The following is a 20,275-nucleotide window of genomic DNA, read 5'->3' as shown; positions in this document are numbered from 1 at the left end:
GCGCTAGCAGCCCTGCTGGTCCGTGTAGAAGAACTGCAGGGTGCTGCTGGCGCCGGCGTCGATCGAGGCCACCTTGTCGTCCTTGATCCGGAAGAGCAGGGCGTTACCGCCGTCGAGGGTGTACCAGGCGCTCGCGCCCACCCAGTCGTCCAGCTGCTTGCCGGCCGGGTACATGCCCTTGAGGCCGGCATAGGTCGTGCCGACCTTCGCGCCCGTGGGGGTGGCGATGTCCGTGCTGGTCACCGTCAGCCGCTGCAGCCGGCCGCTGGTGAACGCCAGGTCGGGGGAGTGGTACTTGCTCAGGCCCTTGGCGGCGCCGCAGGTCTTCTTGGTGGTGACCTTGCCGACCAGGCCGGCCGTCTTCAGCTCGCCCTGCGCGACGCCGATCGAGTAGGGCCCGATGCCGGCGGCCGTCAGCACGTCCGGCGAGCCGGCGGGCTTGCCGGCCGGGCCCTGCCGCGCCTTGCTGCCGCCACCGCTCTTCTTCGGCGGCTTCGCGGTCGACGTGCCCTCGGTCGGCGGCGTGCCCGGGCTCGCCGAGGCGCCGGGCTCGCCCAGGGCGGCGGCGCCCGCGGAGGCGGCGACGGACGCGCCGGGAGTCGCGGCCGGAGTGGCGACCTCCGGGTCGTCACTGCATGCGCCTGCGCCGAACACGGTCAGCGCGGCAACGGCCAAAGTGGCGTGACGGAACCTCATAGTGGTGGTGCCTCCCCATGCGGCGAACGACAGCTAGCGTGTCAACCTAGTCCCCTCGGCCAAACGGAGGCTCCCGCGGTGCCAGACGACCTCACGCTGACCGCCATCCAGCGGCCCGCGGCCCTCGACGCCCGCCGCGGAATCGTCCGTCTGCATCCCGAGGTGATGGCGGCGCTCGCCGTCAATCCGGGCGATCCGCTGCGGCTCACCGGGCGCCGGACCACGGCCGGCATCGCCGCCCGGGCCGAGCCGACGGCGAGCCGGGCCCTGCTCTACGCCGACGACCTGATTCTCGGCAATCTGGGCCTGCGCGACGGCGGCCAGGTGACGGTCACGCCCGTGCCGGTGGTCCAGGCGCGGCGGGTCACCCTCGCCGGTCCGGCCGAGATCGTCGCGGTGGTGTCGCCGGAGATGCTGCGCCTCGCGCTGCTCGGCAAGGTGGTCACCGCGGGCGACGACGTCTCGCTGCTGCCGCAGGACGTGCTTCCGGACGCTGGTCACCGGCCGCTGGTCGAGGCCGCCCGGCGCAGCCTCGCCAACCGCGTCGGCTACGCCTGGACCAGCACGCTGCTCACGGTGATCGCGCTCGAGGGCGCCGATTCCGCCCTCGTCACCATGGACACGGTGGTCGGCTGGCAGGACGGGCAGTCCTCTTCCGTACGCGACCAGCCCGCCCCGGCGCCGGCGACGGCGCGGTGGCCGGCGTCCACCGACCCGGAGACGCCCCCGCCCAGCCTGGGCGACCTGCCCGGCCTCCGGGCACAGGCGCAGGAGCTCGTCGAGCTGCTCGACCTCGGTTTCCACCATGGCGAGGTGCTGGGCCGGCTGGGCACCACGGTCTCGCTCGGCGTCCTCGTCAGCGGGCCGGCCGGCTCGGGCAAGTCGGCGCTGGTCCGGGCGGTGGCCGTCGAGGTGGGTGCGACCGTGCGTTCCGTCTGGGGGCCGGAGCTGGCCGCGCTGACCAACGACTCCGCGGCGGCCCGGCTGCGCGACCTGGCCCGCGACGTGCGCTCGGGCGGCCCGGCCGTGCTGCTGATCGCCGACGTCGACGCGCTCGCGCCCCGCGACGAGCCGGGGCCGCTGTCGACCGTCTTCCGCCAGGTGCTCGCGGAGCTGCTGAAGGCGGGCGGCGCGGTGGTGTGCACGACGAGCCGCCCCGAGGCGGTCGACCCCGCCCTGCGGGCGCCGGATCTGCTCGCCGTCCAGCTGGCCGTGCCGCTGCCGGACGCGGCGATGCGGCTCGAGCAGCTGCGGGTGCTGACCCGGGGCATGCCGCTGGCGGAGGACGTGCGGCTGGACGACGTCTCCGGGCGTACCCCCGGGTTCGTCGCCGCCGACCTGGGTGCCCTGGCCCGCGAGGCCGGGGTCCGCGCGGCCCTGCGGCAGAAGGACGCCGAGTCGCCGACCGTGGCGATGGCCGACTTCGAGGCCGCGCTCGATGTGGTCCGGCCGACCTCGATGGCCGAGTCGACGCTGGAGGTCGCCCAGGTGACCCTCGACGACGTCGGCGACATGGTCGAGGTGAAGCAGACCCTCACCGAGTCGGTGCTGTGGCCGCTGACCTATCCGGACACGTTCGCCCGGCTCGGCGTGCAGCCGCCCCGCGGCGTCCTGCTGTACGGCCCGCCCGGCTGCGGCAAGACGTACCTGGTCAAGGCCATCGCCGGGACGGGCAAGGCGAACGTGCTGTCGGTCAAGGGCGCCGAGCTGCTGAGCAAGTGGGTGGGCGACAGCGAGCGGGCCGTGCGGGAGCTGTTCCGGCGGGCCCGGGAGGCCGCGCCGACGCTGGTCTTCCTGGACGAGGTGGACGCGCTCGCGCCGACCCGCGGCCAGTCGACCGACGGCGGCACCACCGACCGGGTGGTGGCCGCGCTGCTGACCGAGCTGGACGGGGTGGAGTCGCTGCGCAACGTGGTGGTGATCGGCGCGACGAACCGGCCCGACCTGATCGACCCGGCGCTGCTGCGCCCGGGCCGGCTGGAGCGCCTGGTCTTCGTGCCGCCGCCGGACGCCGGGGCGCGGGCCGCGATCCTGCGCGCGTCCGCCAGGTCGGTGCCGCTCGACGGCGCGGTGGACCTGGACGAGCTCGGCGCGTCGCTGGAGGGCTATTCGGCCGCGGATTGCGCCGCGCTGATCCGCGAGGCGGCGCTCGCCGCGATGCGCGAGTCGCTGGACGCCTCCACGGTCACCGCGGCGCACGTCGGCGTCGCCCGCACGCGGGTGCGGGCCTCGCTGGACCCGGTGCAGGTCGCCTGGCTGGAGGCGTACGCGTCAACGCACGCGCCGGGTTAGGCGCCTCAGCGGCGGCGGGTGCGGGCCCGGGTGGAGCGCAGGCGGCGCAGCCGGCCGATCAGAACCGGGTCGTGCTCCAGCGCCGCCGGGTTGTCCAGCAGGGCGTTGAGCAGCTGGTAATAGCGGGTCGACGAGAGGCCGAACGCGTCGCGGATCGCCTGTTCCTTGGAGCCGGCGTGCTTCCACCACTTGCTCTCGAACGCGAGGATCTGCACCTCGCGGTCGGAGAGCGCGGGTGCCGGCGTGGTCTCGTCGGCGTCGGCCTCGCGGGGCGCCGGGACCTGCTGGTTGAGTTCGGCGTCGGGCTGCATGGCGCTCCTGGGCGGTGGGAGAGCACGCACAGATGTACGAAGGGGATCGCCAGCATAGTGGCAGCCGCCGATCCCCGCCGTGCGAGTGTGTGCCTGACCCGCCGAAACTACCTTAAGTGACGTCCCTGCTACGCATAGTCCACATGGCCACCCCCACAACGAGGATGACCAGGGCCGCGAGCACCCCGCCGGCCATCGGCCAGGTGAGCGTCAACGTTCCCGCCTGGCAACCCGGGTTGATCACGGAGTCGCAGGGCTGCCAGTCGGTCACCGTTATCGACTTGTCCATCCAGGCCGTGGCCCAGACCGGCACCAGGTACGCCTCGACGAAGTGCACCTGCGCCAGCGAGAGCAGGGTGCCGAGGCCGAACTGGAACACGATGATCGCGCCGATCGCCGTGCCCAGCGCCATCGCCGTATGCCGGCCGATCGAGGCGAGCCCGAAGCCGACCGCGCCCGCGACGAGCACCAGCACCAGCCCGCGCACCTCCATGAGCACGAAGGACTGCCACGCGCCGGACGTCATCGCGTCCATCGTCCCGCGCAGGTCGGCAACCAGCGCGAAGAGCCCGGTCCAGGCCGCCGACACCAGCACCGTCAGCGCGGTCAGGCCGGCCGTCAGCGCGCCGAGCTTGGTGCTCAGCACCCTGAGCCGTTGCGGGCGCCAGAGCAGCAGGTTCATCATCGCGCCGCTGCTCCACTCGGCGCCGACGTAGCTCGCGCCGACGAGGTACGCCATCACCGCGAGCAGCGCCGCCAGCGTGACGATCATCAGGCCGAACTGCTCCCGGAAGACGAACGTCGGCGGCATGTAGTACTCGGCCTGGTAGTCCGCCTTGGACGGCCGGTACCCGGGGTCGCAGTCGGGCGGGTAGTTCGCCGCCTGCGCCGTGCCCCGGGCGGTCTCGCAGGCCCTCATCTCCTCGGCGAGCGACTCGACGGCGAGCCGGTAGTCCCGGTCCGCCTCGGCCTGTGCCGCCGCGCGGACCGACGGGGTGCTCGGCTGGTGGGTCGCGAACATGCCCACCACGATCGCGGCCAGCAGTGCCAGCGTGCCGAATACGAAGAACCGGATGACCCGGCGCTTGGTGAGCCGCCGCATTTCCGCCCTGAAGAGGTTCACAGCCCCCACCCGCCGTTCGGGGTGGCCGCCACCGGCGCGGACTGGTCGACCTGGCGGTGCACTCCCTCGACCGGCGTGGTGCCGGTCAGCTCGAGGAACACGCTCTCCAGGTCGACAGTCACCGGCGCCAGCTCGCTGACGAAGAAGTCACGGGCGGCGAGCGCCCGGGTGATCGCGCTCGGCTCGGCGATGCCGGTGACCATGAGGTGATCGGCCTCGACCACCACCTGGGCGCCGATCTCCCGCAACGCTCCCGCGGAGGCGGTGAGGTCGCCGATCGACTCGACGCGGACCCGCACCGAGGAGGTCTCGTGCTGGGCGAGCACGTCGGAGACGGCTCCGGCGGCCACCCGGCGCCCGGCCGAGATGATCGTGACGGAGTCGCAGATCAACTGGATCTCGCCGAGGATGTGGCTGGAGATCAGCACGGTCATCCCGGAGGCGGCCAGGTTGCGCATCAGCGTGCGCATCTCCCGGATGCCGCCCGGGTCCAGGCCGTTCGCGGGCTCGTCCAGGATCAGCAGCCGCGGGTTCTTGAGCAGCGCGGACGCGACCGCGAGGCGCTGCTTCATGCCCAGCGAGTAGGTCTTCACCCGATCCTTCGAGCGGTCCCGCAGCCCGACGAGTTCGAGCACCTCGTCGACCCGGGCCCGGTGCACGCCGCCCGCGTCGGCCAGCAGGGAGAGGGTGTCGTGCGCGGAGAAGTTGCCGAAGAACTGCGGGCTCTCCACGATCGCGCCGACGGAGCCGATCACCTCGGGCAGCGCCCGCGGCACCTCGTGGCCGAGCAGCGACATCCGGCCGCCGTTCGCCTTGATCAGCCCGAGCAGGGTGCGCAGCGTGGTGGTCTTGCCGGAGCCGTTGGGCCCGAGGAAGCCGTGCACCTGCCCGGCCTCGACGAGCATGTCGAAGCCGTCGACGGCCCTGCGCACCCCCTTGCGGCTGCGATAGGTCTTCTGCAGACCCTGAATCTCCAGGACGGCGCTCACGCCGGACCTCCCGCGCGTTGTGGAATGACCTGCGTCACCTTAGGCACCCGCCGCCACCTGCACGCGGCTTTCGGCCCGCGGGCCGGGAGGCCGAGGAAAGGACGTCGCTCACACCTCGGGACGGTTGACTCCGATTCCGCCGCCCGCGTCGTAAGGTGTTGGGAACACAACTGAATACCTCATCCAGAGGGGCTGAGGGAACGGCCCGATGACGCCCCGGCAACCACCGCGCATGTCTCGATGACGAGGCCGCGTGCGGCAGGTGCTAATTCCGTCCCCATGTGCGTCCGATGACGCCCGGGGAAAGATGAGAGGAAGGCCTCATTGTGACGTCTGCCGTCGACGCCCCCAGCAAGTCCGCCAGCCCCGCCCGGGCCCTCGTCTGTCGTGGCTGCGGTGCCGAGTTTCCGCTGATCGCGCAGCACGCCTGTTACGAGTGTTTCGGCCCGCTCGAGGTCGCCTACGACGCCGCCGCGCTCGCCGCGGTCACCCGCGAGGCGATCGAGGCGGGCCCACAGAACATCTGGCGCTACGCCGCCCTGCTGCCCACCGGGCAGGACCCCGCGACCCGGGTCACCCTCGACCCCGGCCTGACCCCGCTGGTCAGCGCGCCCGCGTTGGCCGCCGAGATCGGGCTGCGGGCGCCGCTCTGGGTCAAGGACGACTCCGCCAACCCGACGCACTCCTTCAAGGACCGGGTCGTCTCCGTCGCGCTCACCGCCGCCCGGGAGCTGGGCTTCACCCGGTTCGCCTGCGCCTCGACCGGCAACCTGGCCAACTCCGTCGCCGCGCACGCCGCGCGCGCCGGGGTTCCGTCCATCGTCTTCATCCCCGGCGACCTCGAGCAGGGCAAAATCATCACCACCGCGGTGTACGGCGGCGAGCTGGTCGCGATCGACGGCTCCTACGACGACGTCAACCGGCTGTGCGGCGAGTTGGTCGAGACCGACGAGTTCGAGGACACCGCCTTCGTCAACGTCAACGTCCGGCCGTTCTACGCCGAGGGTTCGAAGACTCTGGGTTACGAGGTCGCCGAGCAACTCGGCTGGCGCATCCCCGCCCAGGTGGTCGTCCCGATGGCCAGCGGCGAGCTGCTGACCAAGATTGACAAGGCCTTCACCGAGCTCGTGGAGATCGGCCTGGTCGAGGCGCCCGAGGGCGGCTGGACCGTCTTCGGCGCGCAGTCGGCCGGCTGCAACCCCATCGCCACGGCACTGCACAAGGGCACCGACCAGATCATTCCGGTGAAGCCGACCGGCATCGCGAAGTCGCTGAACATCGGCGACCCGGCCGCCGGCGCCTACGCGATCGAGGCCGTGACCCGCACCGGAGGCTGGATGGACTACGCCGACGACGACGAGATCCGCGACGCCATCCAGTTGCTCGCCCGCACCACCGGCGTCTTCGCCGAGACCGCCGGCGGGGTCACCGTCGCGGTGCTCAGGAAGCTCGTCGCGAGCGGCCGGCTCGACCCCGACAAGGAGACCGTCGTCTACAACACGGGCGAGGGGCTCAAGACGCTGGACGCCGTCGCGGGGCAGGTCGGGCCGACGCACCGGATCAAGCCGTCGCTGCGCGGCGCTCGCGACGCCGGCCTCCTGGGCTGACGGAGAGTAACTGAACATCTGCCTAACGTCGAGATTCCTTCCCCTGAGGACTTGCGCCGGGATCTCAGGCTCGGCAGGATGCTCTACGCGGGAGGACGTGACGCCGTACGTGGCCCCACCTTTGAGCTTGGTGACAATCTCCTAGGGGTCCAACGACCCAGTGCCGGAGGCGCTGTGCGTGCGTCCTCCCGACCAACTTCCGCCCTAGGCTCGCCGGCGCATCTGCAGCTCGGTCAGGGCGGGGATGACCGGGTGCGGCACCCGCTTGCCGATGTCGCGGAAGCCCAGCCGTTCATAAGCCCGGACGGCCCGGTCGTTGCCGACCACGACCTCGAGCAGCAACTCCGGCCGGCCGGCCGCGACCGACCACCGCGCGACCGCCTCGATCAACTCGCTCAGCACCCCGGTGCCCCGGTGTGACGGTGTGATGTAGACCGCGAAGATCACCGTCGTGTCCGGCTCCTCGGGCAGCACCGTGCCGCCCGCGTGGCCGATCAGCCGGCCGCCCGGGTCCGCGACGAACTGGGCCAGCTGGTCGCCGGAGGAGGCCTGCACGACGCGCCGCCGGAAGTCGGCGTGCGGCCGGGCCGCCGCCTGGGCGAGGGTCTCCAGGAACGCGAGAGGGCTGTCGGCCAGCATCTCCAGCCGCAGTGCCCGCATCCGGGCCGCATCGCCGGGTGTGACCCGGTGCACGGTGACGGGCGGCGCCAGGGTGCTGGTCATGCTGCCTTGCTACCCGGTGACCGGGCGCGGGGCAAGCAGGACGTGGATATTCGACCGCGCGGGTGCACGAACCGGGCACCCCGGAGCCCGATCGTTCTGCTTGCACTCGCCCCATCAGAGTGCTAAACAAGTGATTGGCACTCGCGCCACGTGAGTGCCAGCAGGTCGGGACGGTGGGGTCACGGCAGCGGCATCGCCATCGGTGCCGGGGCACGGGACCGGTCGTCGCGGGCTATCCGGCTCGACCTGAGGACGTCACATCGCCAGGTGGTGACGTCCGCAGCGTTCTCAACGTGCGGAAACGGGCCGGACCGGCCCGGCACCGCGAATGTCCAGGAGGACACAGCCGTATGGCCAAGATCATCGCATTTGACGAGGAAGCTCGTCGCGGCCTCGAGAGTGGCATGAACCAGCTCGCCGACGCCGTCAAGGTGACGCTCGGTCCCAAGGGCCGCAACGTCGTGCTCGAGAAGAAGTGGGGCGCTCCCACCATCACCAACGATGGTGTGTCGATCGCCAAGGAGATCGAGCTCGAGGGCACCTTCGAGAAGATCGGCGCAGAGCTGGTCAAGGAGGTCGCCAAGAAGACCGACGACGTCGCGGGCGACGGCACGACGACGGCGACCGTCCTCGCGCAGGCCCTGGTCCGCGAAGGCCTGCGCAACGTCGCGGCCGGCGCCAACCCGATGGCGCTCAAGCGGGGCATCGAGGCTGCCGTAGCGGCCGTCTCCGAGGCCCTGTCGCAGCTAGCCAAGGATGTGGAGACCAAGGAGCAGATCGCCTCCACCGCCTCCATCTCCGCCGGTGACTCCACGGTCGGCGAGATCATCGCCGAGGCCATGGACAAGGTCGGCAAGGAAGGCGTCATCACCGTCGAGGAGAGCAACACCTTCGGGCTCGAGCTTGAGCTCACCGAGGGCATGCGCTTCGACAAGGGCTACATCTCGGCGTACTTCATGACCGACGCCGAGCGTATGGAGGCCGTCTTCGACGACCCGTACATCCTCATCGCGAACAGCAAGATCTCCGCGGTCAAGGACCTGCTCCCCATCCTCGAGAAGGTCATGCAGGGCGGCAAGCCGCTCATCATCCTCGCCGAGGACGTCGAGGGCGAGGCCCTCGCGACCCTGGTCGTCAACAAGGTGCGCGGCACCTTCAAGTCCGTCGCCGTCAAGGCGCCGGGCTTCGGCGACCGTCGCAAGGCCATGCTGGACGACATCGCGATCCTCACGGGCGCCACGGTCATCAGCGAGGAGGTCGGCCTCAAGCTCGACGCCGCCGACCTGAGCCTGCTGGGCCAGGCCCGCAAGGTCGTCATCACCAAGGACGAGACGACCATCGTCGACGGTGCCGGCAACGCCGAGCAGATCCAGGGCCGGGTCAACCAGATCCGCGCCGAGATCGAGAAGTCGGACTCCGACTACGACCGCGAGAAGCTGCAGGAGCGCCTGGCCAAGCTGGCCGGCGGCGTTGCGGTCATCAAGGTCGGCGCGGCCACCGAGGTCGAGCTCAAGGAGCGCAAGCACCGCATCGAGGACGCCGTTCGCAACGCGAAGGCGGCCGTCGAGGAGGGCATCGTCCCCGGTGGTGGCGTCGCGCTCGTGCAGGCCGGCAAGACCGCGTTCGACAAGCTCGACCTGGTGGGCGACGAGGCCACCGGTGCGAACATCGTCAAGGTCGCGCTGGACGCCCCGCTGCGTCAGATCGCCGTCAACGCCGGCCTCGAGGGCGGCGTCGTGGTGGAGAAGGTGCGCAACCTGGAAGCCGGTTGGGGCCTGAACGCCGCCAACGGCGAGTACGTCGACCTGCTGGCCGCGGGCATCATCGACCCGGCCAAGGTCACCCGCTCGGCGCTGCAGAACGCCGCGTCGATCGCCGCTCTGTTCCTCACGACCGAGGCGGTCGTGGCGGACAAGCCGGAGAAGAACCCGGCCCCGGCCGGTGGCCCCGGTGGCGGAGACATGGACTTCTGAGTCCAGCTTGCTGAAAGGGCGGGTCGCTTCGGCGGCCCGCCCTTTTCGCGTACCCGGGTGCCGTCAGAGTTGCTTGCGGTAGAGCAGGAAGGCGCGCTCGACGCGGGCGGCGACCGCCTTCGAGTAGAACGGCAGGGGACCGACCCAGCCGATCTGCACCCGGTCGTGCCCGCTCGCCCGCTGGTCGGCGAGGCACCGGCGCAGCAGCAGGGCGCCGATGCCCAGCCCGCGGGCGGCGGTGGCGGTGCCCATCGGCCCGAACCAGCCCGGCCGCGACGACCCGTACGCGGCGAAGCCCAGGATGGACCCGTCCTTGGCCAGGGCGAGGTGGCAGCCGGCCCGGTCCCGCCCGACCGAATGGGTGATCTCCCCGGCCCAGCCCTTGCCGAAGTTCGCCAGCGCGAAGCCGACCAGACCCGGCACGTCCTCGGCGCCGGCGCGCCGCACGACGATGCCCTCGCCGGCCAGCCGCGCCTCGTGGTCGGCGGTCGGTCCCAGCCCGGCGGCGGCGGTGTCCACTGTCATGTTCCAGGCCGGCTGGTCCTGCTCGAAGCCGAACGCCATGGCGGCGCAGATCGCGGGGGTGTAGCGCACGTCGATGCCGGGCCAGGCGTAGTAGGGCGCGTTGCCGGCGATGACGACGTCGCCGGCGCCGAGGCCGGCCAGCGCGCCCTCGACCCGGGCCAGCAGCGCCCGGGCGACGCCGCGACGGCGGTTCTGCGGGTCGACGGCGACCAGGTCGACGTGCCCGATCGAGGAGTCCCGGTGCGACACGGAGCCCAGCGCCACCCCGATGACCCGCCCGCCGGTGACGGAGACCGGCTCACCCGACAGCGCGGCGCCGGCCGCGGCGGGACCCGGGCCGGCCGACGTCAGGGCGATGAAACCCGCCAGCCTGCGCGGCGTCGTGGACCACCCGCCGGTGCCGGTGGTCTCGCGCAGGCGCAGCACGATGTCCGCGGCGTCGGCGGCGTCCTCCGGCAGGTCCAAAGCGGTCCGGCAGAGGGCCACCACGGCGGGAACGTCGTCGTCGGTCAGTTCGGAGATCCAGAACTCGCTGTCCACAACCGCCGAACCTACCCGGCGGCCGCCGCGTGCTCGGCCACGGCCGGATCGAGCAGGTCCCGCCGCCCCCGGACCGGCGAGAAGTAGAGCGCCAGCGGGGCGAGGACCGCCGCCGCCGCGAAGACCAGCAGGGTGGCCCGGGCGCCGAGCGGTCCGGCCAGGGCGCCCGCCACCAGCCCGCCGACCGGGATCGCACCCCAGGAGACGAAGCGGACCGTGGCCATCACCCGGGACAGCAGCTCCGGCGGGCTGGCGATCTGCCGGTAGGTGCGGGTGGTCACGCTGAAGACCACGCCGGTGCCGGCGAAGATCAGCACGCCGACGGTGAAGGTCACGTACGCGGCCCGGCCGGTCGCCGCCGGGATGACGAACGCGCCCGCCGCCTCCACGAAGCCCAGGATGATCAGGCCGCGGGCGGTGCCGAGCGCGTTCGTGATCCGGGTCGTCAGCGACGCCCCGATCAGCGTGCCGACGCCGTCGACCGCCAGCAGCACGCCGACCAGGGCGGCCGGCGCGTGCAGGTCCCGCACCAGGTAGAGCGGGAAGAGCGCCAGGTAGGCGCCGTTGACGAAGTTGGACGCGGTGGCCGACCACATGGCCGGGCCCATCATCGGGTGCCGGGTCACGAACGCCCAGCCCTCGCGGATCATCACGCCCATCGGCGTCGGCGTGCCGGGCTTCCGGCCGTGCCGGGCCGGCAGGGTCCGCAGCAGGACGGCGGAGACGAGATAGCTGACGGCGTCGACGAGCAGGGTCGGCACCGCGCCGAGGAGCTGGACCGCGAAGCCGCCGAGCGAGGGCCCGGCGAGCTGGGTGGTCGCGTGGGTGCCGGAGGTCAGGCTGTTGCGGGACTGCAGCTGGTCGCGGCTGACGATCTCCGGCAGGAAGGTGGTGTTGGCGACGAAGAAGATGACGTGCGCAAAGCTGACGATCAGGGCCACGACGATCAGCTGGGCGACCGTCAGCAGCCCGAACCACCACGCCACCGGGATCGAGGCGACGGCCGCCGCGCGGACCAGGTCGGCACCGATCTGGGCGCCGCGCAGGGGCAGCCGCTGCACGATGACCCCGGCCGGCAGGCCGATGACGATCCAGGCGACGTAGCCGGACGCGGCGATCATCCCCATCTGGAACGGTGTCGCGTCGAGGACCGTGAGCGCCGTCAGCGGCAGGGCCACGCCGCCGACCGCCGAGCCCAGATCGCTGCTTGTCCCGGCCACCCACCACCGCCAGAAGACGCTCACGGTCCCCGACCCCCGTTCCAGTAAGTTCCATTTTGGAACGGACTATACTTCAGGGTGTGCGAAGGGTCGAACCAGTTGATGCCGACTGCGGCATCGAGCAGGCCCTCGGCGTGCTCACCGACTGGTGGACCTTCCTGGTGGTCCGGGACATCGCCGGCGGGGTGACCAGGTTCGAGGCGCTGCAGCGCACGCTGGGCGTCAGCCGCCGGGCGCTGACCGAACGCCTGTCGGCGCTGGTCGAGCACGGCGTGCTGCGGCGCGCGGCATATTCGGAGCATCCGCCGCGCTACGACTACCTGCTGACGCCCAAGGGCGAGGGGCTGCTGCCGGTGCTCATCGCGTTGCAGGACTGGGGCACCCGGCACGTGCTCGGCGACGGCTCCCTGACGGCGTCGGCGCGGCCGGAGTCCGCGGAGTCCCGGCGCGTGCACGCGCTGGTGGGCCGCCGGGTGCCGCTCGCCGTCCCGGGCTGGACGGTCCTCTACTTCTTCCCGGGCGCCTTCGCGCCCAGCGCCCTGGACTACCCGCCGGGCTGGGCCGACATACCGGGCGCGCCCGGCTGCACCCTGGAGTCGATGACGTACGCGGCCCGGGCCGCCGACTTCGCCGCGGCCGGCGCCGGGATCAGGGGCGTCAGCACCCAGCGGCCCGACCAGCTCGAGGCGTTCGCCGCGCACGCGCGGCTGCCGTTCCCGCTGCTCTCCGACGCGGACGGCCGGCTGGCCGGTGGCCTGCGGCTGCCGACGTTCCGGGCCGCCGGCGTCGACCGGTTCAAGCGGCTGACCCTGCTGGCCGACCCGGCCGCCACGATCCGCGCGGTGCAGTTCCCGGTGACGGACCCCGCGGCGTCGGTCACGGAGATGCTCGACCAGGTCCGCGCCCTGGTCACCGACGTCGACAGGAAGATCACCCGTCACATTCATCCTCCGGGGTGACACACGTCAGCGCTAACGTGGGGGTTGTGCGCTCACCCTCCGTCTCCCGATATGCCGCCGGCCGGCTCTCCCCGATCCGTCGCGTCTCCGATCTGCGCCGGCTGCGCGACGAGCAGTTCGACGTCCTCGTCATCGGCGGCGGGGTAACCGGCGCCGGCGCCGCCCTGGACGCCGCCTCGCGCGGCCTGAGCGTGGCGCTGGTCGAGGCCCGCGACCTCGCCGCCGGCACGTCCAGCCGGTCCAGCAAGCTGATCCACGGCGGCCTTCGCTACCTCGAGCAGCTCGAGCTTCACCTCGTGCACGAGGCGCTGACCGAGCGCGGCCTGCTCACCAGCCGCCTCGCGCCGCACCTCGTGCGGCCGGTGCCGATCCTCGTGCCGCTGCCCGCCGCCTCGCCGCCCGCGCGGGTCTGGCAGCGGGCCTACTACGGGCTCGGCGTCGCCGCCTACGACGCGTTCGCCGGGGTGTTCGGCAGCGGGCGGGGCATGCCGCTGCACCGGCACCTGACCCGCGACGGGGCCCGGCACCTCTTCCCCAGCCTGCGGGCCGACAAGATCGCCGGGGCCATCCGCTACTTCGACGGCCAGGTCGACGACGCCCGGCTGGTGGTCAACCTGGCCCGCACCGCGGCCAGCCTCGGCGCCGCCGTCGTCACCAGCGCCCGGGTCACCGGCTTCGTGCGCGAGGCGCGGGAGGTCGTCGGCGTCAAGGTCCGCGATCTCGAGGCCCCCGACTCGCCCGAGATCGAGGTGCGGGCGCGCACGGTCGTCGCCGCCACCGGCGTGTGGAGCGACGACCTGTCGCGCATGCTCAGCGACGTCGGCGTGCGGCCGGGCCTGCGGGTCCGGGCCTCAAAGGGCGTGCACCTCGTCGTGCCCCGCTCGGCCATCACCGGCGAGGCCGGGCTGATCCTGCGCACACCCACCTCGGTGCTCTTCGTCATTCCGTGGGGCGGGCACTGGATCATCGGCACCACCGACACCGACTGGCGGCTGGACCGCTCCCATCCGGCCGCCTCCGCGCGCGACATCGCCTACCTGCTCGACCAGGTCAACACCGTGCTCGACCGGCCGCTCACCACCGACGACATCGAGGGCGTCTACGCCGGGCTGCGACCGCTGCTCTCCGGAGAGGCCGACTCCACCTCGAAGCTGTCGCGGGAGCACGCGGTCGTCGAGCCGATGCTCGGGCTGCTGCTCGTCGCCGGCGGCAAATACACGACATACCGGGTCATGGCCGCCGACGTCATCGACCGGGCCGTGCGCCGTCTCGGCGGGCCCGCGCGACCCTCGCGCACCGATCAGCTTCCGCTGCTGGGCGCCGACGGCTTCGCCGCCGCCTGGCGCGACCGGCAGGACATGGCCCGGCGCCACGGCGTCACCGCCGGCGTCGTCGAGCACCTGCTCGAGCGCTACGGCACCCTCACCGTGCACCTGCTCGCCATGATCGCGGCGAAGCCGGAGCTGGCCACCCCGCTCGCCGGCGCCCCCGAATACCTCGCCGCCGAGATCGCCTACGCGGCGCAGGCCGAGGGCGCCCTGCACCTGGACGACGTGCTGACCCGGCGCACCAGGATCTCGATCGAGACCGCGCACCGCGGCGCCGAGACCGCCGCGCACGCGGCCGCCGTGATGGGCGAGGCCCTCGGCTGGGACAAGGCGGTACGCGATCGGGAGATCGAGCACTACCTGGCCCGGGTGGAGGCCGAACGGCAGTCGCAGAAGATGCCGGACGACCTCACCGCCGACGCCGCCCGCCTCGGGGTGCCCGACGTGCGCGGCTACGCGGCCGACCGGGGCACGGAGATGCTCGAAGTCGATCTTTGATCCTCGTCGACGAACCGCGCTGGCCGGGCCGGGGACGGCTCTGGTCCCACCTGGCCAGCGACGTCTCCTACGCCGAGCTGCACGTCTTCGCCGAGATGCTGGGCGTGCCGCGGCGGGCGTTCGACCGGGACCACTACGACATCCCGGCCGCGCGCTTCCCCACGGCGCTCTGGCTCGGCGCGACACTGGTCCGGTCCCGCGACCTCTCCGCGCGCCTGCGCGCCGCCGGCCTGCGCCGCCCGAAGCACCTCAGCCCAAGGTCTTGAGCTCGGCCTCGAGATTGGCCCGCGCCCGGTCCTCCCAGGCCGCCCGCAGCGGCGGGTGCCGGTAGATCGAGGGCAGTTCCAGCAGCGCCTTCAGCACCTGCGCGCGGCCGCCGCGGAAGGCGTCGTCCGGCACGTGCGCGTACTCCCGCCGGATCGCCGCCGTGTACGCCGCGTAGTCGTCGGGGGCGCTGGCCAGGATCGCCAGGTCGGCGTCGCACAGCAGCTCCCCGTCGAGGTCGTCCTCGTCCGTCGCGTGCCCCGCCGTCAGGCCGACCAGCCGGGCCACCTCCGCCGCCGTCGCGGCCGGCACCCCGAGCGTCGCGAGCAGCCCCTCGGCGAACTCCGCGCTGTCGCGTTCGTTCGCGTCGCCGAGCGCCCGCGGGTCGTAGACCGCGTCGTGCAGCCAGGCGGCGAGCCGGACCAGATCCGGGCCCGGCGCCAGGCCGGCGTGTTCGTCGATCACATCCAGCACGGCGGTCAGGTGCGCCACCGTGTGGTACTGCCGTTGCGGCTCGGACCAGCGGGTCAGCAGGTACTCGCCGGCCGCCGCCAGGTCGGAGTCGTCGGCGCCGGCCCCGGCGCCGCGGGCCGCGCGCACCCACCGGTCAACATGTGTCGTCACGGCCGCAATCCTGACACGTGCCCGGTTAGGGTCTGCAGACATGACGGACGCCGGGGAGCAGGGCCGGATCGCGGCGGCCCTCGCCGGCCTGGGCGGCCGGTCCCGCTCCTCGGCCGGTGCCGGATTCTCCCGCGTACGGGGTGCCTTCCCGCTCGCCGTGCAGGCGGGGCTGGCGGCCGGGCTCGCCTGGTTCATCGCCGACGGCCTGCTCGGCCGGAACAGCCCGTTCTTCGCGCCGATCGCCGCGATCATCACGCTCGCCTCGTCTATCGGCCAGCGGGCGCGGCGCACGATCGAGCTGGTGGTCGGTGTCGCCATCGGCATCGGCATCGGCGACGCGATCATCCTGCTGATCGGCAGCGGCGGCTGGCAGATCGGCCTGGTGGTGGTGCTGGCGATCGTGGTCGCGGCGGCGGTCGGCGGCGGCACGCCCCTGGTCGTGCAGTCCGCCTCGTCCGCGGTGCTGGTCGCGACGCTGGCCACGACCCCCGGACAGCCGTTCAGCCGGTTCTTCGACGCGCTCATCGGCGGCGCGGTCGGCCTGACCGTGATGACGATCCTGCTGCCGCTCAACCCGCTGACCGTGGTGCGCCGGGCCGCCGACCCCGCGCTGGAGGCGCTCGCGGAGGGCATGCGGGCGATCGCGGCCGGGCTGCGCTCGGGTGAGTCCGACGAGGTGCGGGCGGCGCTCGACCGGCTGCGGGCCGCGGAGGGCAACTTCGCGGCCTTCGCCACGGCCGCGGCCGCCGCCAGCGAGAACATCGCCTTCGCGCCGGCCCGGTGGCGCTCCCGCGGCGCGCTGAGCCTGTACGTGGACGGCGCCGACCAGTTGACCTATGCGCTGCGCAACGTCCGGGTGCTGGCCAGGCGGGTGATGACGGGGCTGGACGACGGGGAGCCGATCCCGCAATGCCTGTCGGCGTCGATCGGGCTGCTCGCCGACGCCGTCGACCTGCTCCGGGACGAATGGGCCAAGGGCGTCGAGCCGGTCGCGACCCGGGAGCGGGCGCTGCGGGCGGCGGCCGAGGCCGGGCGGGCGTACGACGAGGGGGTCGGCTTCTCCGGCGGGGTCGTCGTGGCGCAGATCCGCACGACTGTCTCGGACCTGCTGCGGGCCACCGGCGTCGAGCACGCCGAGGCGCCGCGCCTGGTCCGGCACGCCATCGGGCGGCACGGCCGGGCGCGTTCCGTACGGAAGAACCCCGGGCGGTCCCGGCCCGGGCCCACCGGCCGGGGCCCCGCCTGACGGCGTTTTCCCGCCCTTGATCCATTTCCGCCGCTGCGGGACCGCCGGGGTGCGGCGGGGTGGCTACGCTGACGGCATGGCCGACGTAGCTCCCGGCGGGTCGCCCGACCCGGCACCCCTCCCCGCGACTCCGGCCTCCCCGACGCCGGAACCCGCCGCGCCGACGCCCGGTTACGCGGGTTTCGTGCCGCCGCCCTCCGCCTTCCCGGGGGATGCGGACCCGTCGATGCCGCCGGCCGGTTACCCCAACCCCGGCTATCCGGACGCCACGCCGGCGTTCGGCCCGTTCACCGCCGCGGCGGACGCCGGGCCCAGCTTGGCCGTGCCCGGTGCCGTGGCGCCGGACGCCGGGCCTGTCTCGCTTCCGGCCGGGGAGGCGGCGCCGGACGTGCCGATGCCCGACCCGGCCAAGGTCGCGGGAATGCCCGGGCGGGCGATCGGGTGGCGGCGCTGGCTGCCGCTGACCCTCGTGATCGGCTTCATCGCGGTCTGCGCGATCGCCATGCTGATCCTTCTGGGCTTCAACGCCGGCCTCGATGGCCTGGCGGTCGGCCTCGGCGCGGCGATCCTGCCGGTCCCGGTCCTGGTCGGATGCTTCCTCTGGCTCGACCGGTACGAGCCGGAGCCGACCCGCTATCTGATCTTCTGTTTTGCCTGGGGCTCCGCGGTGGCGACCCTGGTGGCGCTCGGCGTCAACTCGGCGGCGTCCGTGCTCTTCGACCGGCTCGGCCTGCCGGACGCCCTGGTGGCGGTGCTCGTCGCGCCGTTCATCGAGGAGTCCATGAAGGCGCTCGGCCCGTTCCTGCTGCTCTGGCGCCGCCGCCGGGAATGGTCCGGAATCACCGACGGCATCGTCTACTGCGGGCTCTCCGCGCTGGGCTTCGCGATGGTGGAGAACGTGCTCTACCTGGGCGGTCACGGCTACGCGTCGGGCGTCGACCAGTACGGCCCGGCGACCGGCATCCAGAACCTCTTCCTGATCTTCATCGTGCGCATCCTGTTCACCGGCTTCGCGCACCCGCTCTTCACCTCGATGACCGGCATCGGCATGGGCCTGGCCGCCCGCTCGGCCGAGCGCCGGGTGCGGTGGCTGGCCCCGATCGCGGGCCTGCTCGCGGCGATGATGCTGCACGGCACGTTCAACCTGCTGCCGACGCTCTCGGTGGCCACCGGCGAGACCCTGATCATGCTGTACGGCTACCTGGGCTTCATGGTCCCGTTCTTCTTCCTGGTGGTCGGCTTCGCGATCGCCCTGCGCAGCTACGAGGGGCGGATCAGCGAGCGCATCCTGCCGGGCTATGTGAGCGCGGGCTGGCTGTCGCCGCCGGAGGTGGCGACGATGGGCAGCCTCGGCCGCCGGCATTCGGCGCGGCGCTGGGCCAAGCGCGTGGCCGGGGACGCGGGCCTCAAGGCGATGCGCGGCTTCCAGTACGCGGGAACGCAGCTGGCGCTGGTGCGCGACGGGATGCAGCGCGGCCTGGACCGCACGCCGAACGAGCTGCAGAAGTCGATGGACGAGGAGCGCCGGCTCCTGACGTTGATCTCGGACTACCGGTCGGTCTTCGTCGGCCGGGACCCGCAGATGCCGCAGGCGTTCTGGGACGGGACGGCCTATCAGATCGCGTTCCCGGACGGGGTCACGCGAACGGTGAGCGCGCCGGAGGAGCCGGTCGTCCCGGTCCCGGTCCGCCTGCCCCCGACCCCATACCCGGCAATGGCCGGCGCCCCCGGCTATGGCGCTCAGCCTGGCTATGGGGCTCAGCCTGGCTATGGGGCTCAGCCGGGCTATGGCGCTCAGCCTGGCTATGGGGCTCAGCCTGGCTATGGCGCTCAGCCTGGCTATGGCGCTCAGCCTGGCTATGGCGCTCAGCCTGGCTATGGCGCTCAGCCTGGCTATGGCGCTCAGCCCGGGTATGGCGCTCAGCCGGCCTATGGGACTCAGCCGGGCTATGGCGCTCAGCCGGGCTATGGCGCTCAGCCGGACTATGGCGCTCAGCCGGGCTATGGGGCTCAGCCCGGTTACGGCGCTCAACCGGCCTATGGGGCTCAGCCTGCTTCTGGAGCTCAGCCGGGCTATGGGGCTCAGCCGGGCTATGGGGCTCAGCCGGGCTATGGGGCTCAGCCTGGTTATGGGGCTCAGCCGGGCTATGGGGCTCAGCCTGGTTATGGGGCTCAGCCGGGCTATGGGGCTCAGCCGGGCTACGGCGCTCAGCCTGCTGGAGCTCAGCCGAGTTACGGCGCTCAGCCTGTTTCTGGAGCTCAGCCGGGCTACGGCGCTCAGCCTGTTTCTGAAGCTCAGCCGGGCTACAGCGCTCAGCCTGGTTACGGTGCCCCCGGGCAGGCGCAGCCCGGCGACGCCGCCTGGGGCGAAAGCCAGCCGGGCCAAGGCGCCGGCGGCTACGGTCAGCCCGCGACCGGCGCCCCGGTGACGGACACCTCCGGCTACGGCCACGACGAGAGCCCCGGCCCCGGCTACGGCGCACCGGCCGCCGGCCACACCCGGCCCGCCGACCAGGCACCCGCCTCCGGAAACCCCGGACCCGTCCAGCCGCTCAGGGACGCCTTCCCCGCCGCCGGCGATCCGGCCGGCTGGGGACCCGTCGCCGGGCAGGGCTACGGCGTGCCCCCGGCCGCCGACGAACCGCAGACCCGGCCGGCCGCCTCCGGCGGCGAGGGCTGGATCGACTACTCCCGCGAGGGGTACGAGGCCGCGAACCGGCCAGAAGCGGACTACGGCTGGCAGGCCGACGATCAGCAGGCTCGCGATCAGCAGGCTCGCGATCAGCAGGCTCGCGATCAGCAGGCTCGCGATCAGCAGGGCCGTGATCAGCAGGGCCACGATCGGTCACCCGGCGAGTGGCCCGCCGACCCCGGCCCCGCCGACGGAACGCCGCGCCGGGGCTGATTCGACGTCCGCTGTGGACGTACCGAAATCGGTTGGGTCGGGGGTGCCGGGCGGTCAGCGTGGCCGGTGCGATCCGCTCGACTACGCGCGCTATCGGCGCGAATGCCTCGGCTGGGGGTGTTCGCGCTGCTCCGGGCGTAACTAGAGGTACAGGCCGGTCCCGTCCGCCTCGACGCGGGTCGCCGCCACGGCATGCACGTCGCGCTCGCGCAACAGCACGTACTCCTTGCCGTGCAGCTCCACCTCGGCGCGGTCCTCCGGGTCGAACAGCACCCGGTCGCCCAGGACTATGGAGCGCACGTTCGGCCCTACGCCGACGGCCTTGGCCCAGGACAGGCGGCGGCCCAGCGAGGCGGTGGCGGGAATGACGATGCCGGCGGTGGAGCGGCGTTCGCCGTCGCCCCCGTCGAGCCGGACGAGGACGCGGTCGTGCAACATCCGGATCGGCAGCC

Annotated in this window: 16 protein-coding genes, 1 pseudogene and 1 riboswitch; of the genes and pseudogenes, 8 read left to right on the top strand and 9 right to left on the bottom strand. The window is 72.8% G+C overall.

Annotation, left to right across the window (positions count from 1 at the left end; translation table 11 throughout):
* Window positions 1-3: 3 nt before the first annotated feature.
* Window positions 4-696, bottom strand: a complete 693-nt coding sequence (locus tag AB0F10_RS01105) for a hypothetical protein (protein WP_360619646.1) — start codon at window positions 694-696, stop codon at window positions 4-6.
* Window positions 697-774: 78 nt separating this feature from the next.
* Here AB0F10_RS01105 and AB0F10_RS01100 point away from each other — a divergent pair, with 78 nt between their 5' ends.
* A complete protein-coding gene (locus tag AB0F10_RS01100; protein ID WP_360619644.1) occupies window positions 775-2,988 on the top strand; it encodes an AAA family ATPase in 2,214 nt (737 codons plus the stop codon).
* 5 nt (window positions 2,989-2,993) lie between these two features.
* Here the strand turns inward: AB0F10_RS01100 and AB0F10_RS01095 are convergent, their stop codons facing one another.
* Genes AB0F10_RS01095 through AB0F10_RS01085 form a run of 3 tightly spaced genes read right to left on the bottom strand, consistent with a single transcriptional unit; the run spans window position 2,994 to window position 5,411 of the window.
* Complete coding sequence (locus AB0F10_RS01095) at window positions 2,994-3,371, bottom strand: DUF3263 domain-containing protein (RefSeq protein ID WP_360619724.1); 378 nt, start codon at window positions 3,369-3,371, stop codon at window positions 2,994-2,996.
* Between the two features lie 40 nt (window positions 3,372-3,411).
* A complete protein-coding gene (locus AB0F10_RS01090) occupies window positions 3,412-4,422 on the bottom strand; it encodes an ABC transporter permease subunit (RefSeq protein ID WP_360619643.1) in 1,011 nt (336 codons plus the stop codon).
* The gene (locus AB0F10_RS01085; protein ID WP_360619642.1) at window positions 4,419-5,411 is read right to left on the bottom strand and encodes an ATP-binding cassette domain-containing protein; all 993 of its coding nucleotides are present in this window, start codon (window positions 5,409-5,411) and stop codon (window positions 4,419-4,421) included. The genes AB0F10_RS01090 and AB0F10_RS01085 overlap by 4 nt, the downstream gene beginning before the upstream one ends.
* A 176-nt stretch (window positions 5,412-5,587) precedes the next feature.
* Window positions 5,588-5,725: riboswitch (SAM riboswitch) on the top strand.
* A 12-nt stretch (window positions 5,726-5,737) separates the two neighbouring features.
* Between AB0F10_RS01085 and thrC the strand changes: the two genes are divergently transcribed.
* Entirely contained in the window at window positions 5,738-7,018 is a 1,281-nt protein-coding gene (thrC, locus tag AB0F10_RS01080) for a threonine synthase (protein ID WP_360619640.1), read from the top strand.
* Between the two features lie 204 nt (window positions 7,019-7,222).
* Here the strand turns inward: thrC and AB0F10_RS01075 are convergent, their stop codons facing one another.
* A complete protein-coding gene (locus tag AB0F10_RS01075; RefSeq protein WP_360619638.1) occupies window positions 7,223-7,741 on the bottom strand; it encodes a GNAT family N-acetyltransferase in 519 nt (172 codons plus the stop codon).
* Window positions 7,742-8,091: 350 nt separating this feature from the next.
* Between AB0F10_RS01075 and groL the strand changes: the two genes are divergently transcribed.
* Window positions 8,092-9,714, top strand: coding sequence for a chaperonin GroEL (gene groL / locus AB0F10_RS01070; protein ID WP_360619637.1), 1,623 nt, complete (start codon window positions 8,092-8,094; stop codon window positions 9,712-9,714).
* A gap of 63 nt (window positions 9,715-9,777) precedes the next feature.
* On the opposite strand, the gene AB0F10_RS01065 is transcribed toward groL, so the two are convergent.
* Window positions 9,778-10,779 carry a GNAT family N-acetyltransferase gene (locus AB0F10_RS01065; protein WP_360619635.1) on the bottom strand — a complete coding sequence of 334 codons (1,002 nt, stop codon included), beginning with the start codon at window positions 10,777-10,779 and terminating at the stop codon, window positions 9,778-9,780.
* A gap of 11 nt (window positions 10,780-10,790) precedes the next feature.
* A complete protein-coding gene (locus AB0F10_RS01060) occupies window positions 10,791-12,023 on the bottom strand; it encodes an MFS transporter (protein ID WP_360619634.1) in 1,233 nt (410 codons plus the stop codon).
* Window positions 12,024-12,079: 56 nt separating this feature from the next.
* Between AB0F10_RS01060 and AB0F10_RS01055 the strand changes: the two genes are divergently transcribed.
* From AB0F10_RS01055 to AB0F10_RS01045, 3 genes are read left to right on the top strand one after another with little or no spacing between them, the layout of a single operon-like run.
* Window positions 12,080-12,958, top strand: coding sequence for a winged helix-turn-helix transcriptional regulator (locus AB0F10_RS01055; protein WP_360619633.1), 879 nt, complete (start codon window positions 12,080-12,082; stop codon window positions 12,956-12,958).
* A gap of 26 nt (window positions 12,959-12,984) precedes the next feature.
* The gene (locus AB0F10_RS01050) at window positions 12,985-14,784 is read left to right on the top strand and encodes a glycerol-3-phosphate dehydrogenase/oxidase (RefSeq protein WP_360619631.1); all 1,800 of its coding nucleotides are present in this window, start codon (window positions 12,985-12,987) and stop codon (window positions 14,782-14,784) included.
* On the top strand, window positions 14,781-15,050 hold the full coding sequence (locus tag AB0F10_RS01045) for a DUF4031 domain-containing protein (RefSeq protein WP_360619629.1): 270 nt from the start codon (window positions 14,781-14,783) through the stop codon (window positions 15,048-15,050). The genes AB0F10_RS01050 and AB0F10_RS01045 overlap by 4 nt, the downstream gene beginning before the upstream one ends.
* Here the strand turns inward: AB0F10_RS01045 and AB0F10_RS01040 are convergent.
* Entirely contained in the window at window positions 15,034-15,672 is a 639-nt protein-coding gene (locus AB0F10_RS01040; RefSeq protein ID WP_360619628.1) for a metal-dependent phosphohydrolase, read from the bottom strand. The genes AB0F10_RS01045 and AB0F10_RS01040 overlap by 17 nt on opposite strands.
* A gap of 40 nt (window positions 15,673-15,712) precedes the next feature.
* Here AB0F10_RS01040 and AB0F10_RS01035 point away from each other — a divergent pair, with 40 nt between their 5' ends.
* Both AB0F10_RS01035 and AB0F10_RS01030 read left to right on the top strand, forming a co-directional pair.
* Window positions 15,713-16,918, top strand: coding sequence for an FUSC family protein (locus tag AB0F10_RS01035; protein WP_360619626.1), 1,206 nt, complete (start codon window positions 15,713-15,715; stop codon window positions 16,916-16,918).
* A gap of 76 nt (window positions 16,919-16,994) precedes the next feature.
* Window positions 16,995-18,887: pseudogene (locus tag AB0F10_RS01030) on the top strand (PrsW family glutamic-type intramembrane protease); the annotation flags it as partial.
* Window positions 18,888-19,964: 1,077 nt separating this feature from the next.
* On the opposite strand, the gene AB0F10_RS01025 reads toward AB0F10_RS01030, so the two are convergent.
* Complete coding sequence (locus tag AB0F10_RS01025; RefSeq protein WP_360619722.1) at window positions 19,965-20,261, bottom strand: co-chaperone GroES; 297 nt, start codon at window positions 20,259-20,261, stop codon at window positions 19,965-19,967.
* Between the last annotated feature and the right edge of the window lie 14 nt (window positions 20,262-20,275).

Source organism: Actinoplanes sp. NPDC026623 (assembly GCF_040638275.1).
Classification (GTDB): Bacteria; Actinomycetota; Actinomycetes; order Mycobacteriales; family Micromonosporaceae; genus Actinoplanes.
The sequence above is the reverse complement of the archived record's forward strand: the minus strand, read 5'-3'. Positions and strand labels throughout refer to the sequence as shown.

Coding starts and splice junctions, on each gene's coding strand:
- AB0F10_RS01075 (WP_360619638.1), bottom strand. CDS start 7,741: ATGACCAGCACCCTGGCGCCGCCCGTCACCGTGCACCGGGTCACACCC.
- AB0F10_RS01035 (WP_360619626.1), top strand. CDS start 15,713: ATGACGGACGCCGGGGAGCAGGGCCGGATCGCGGCGGCCCTCGCCGGC.
- AB0F10_RS01105 (WP_360619646.1), bottom strand. CDS start 696: ATGAGGTTCCGTCACGCCACTTTGGCCGTTGCCGCGCTGACCGTGTTC.
- groL (WP_360619637.1), top strand. CDS start 8,092: ATGGCCAAGATCATCGCATTTGACGAGGAAGCTCGTCGCGGCCTCGAG.
- AB0F10_RS01025 (WP_360619722.1), bottom strand. CDS start 20,261: ATGTTGCACGACCGCGTCCTCGTCCGGCTCGACGGGGGCGACGGCGAA.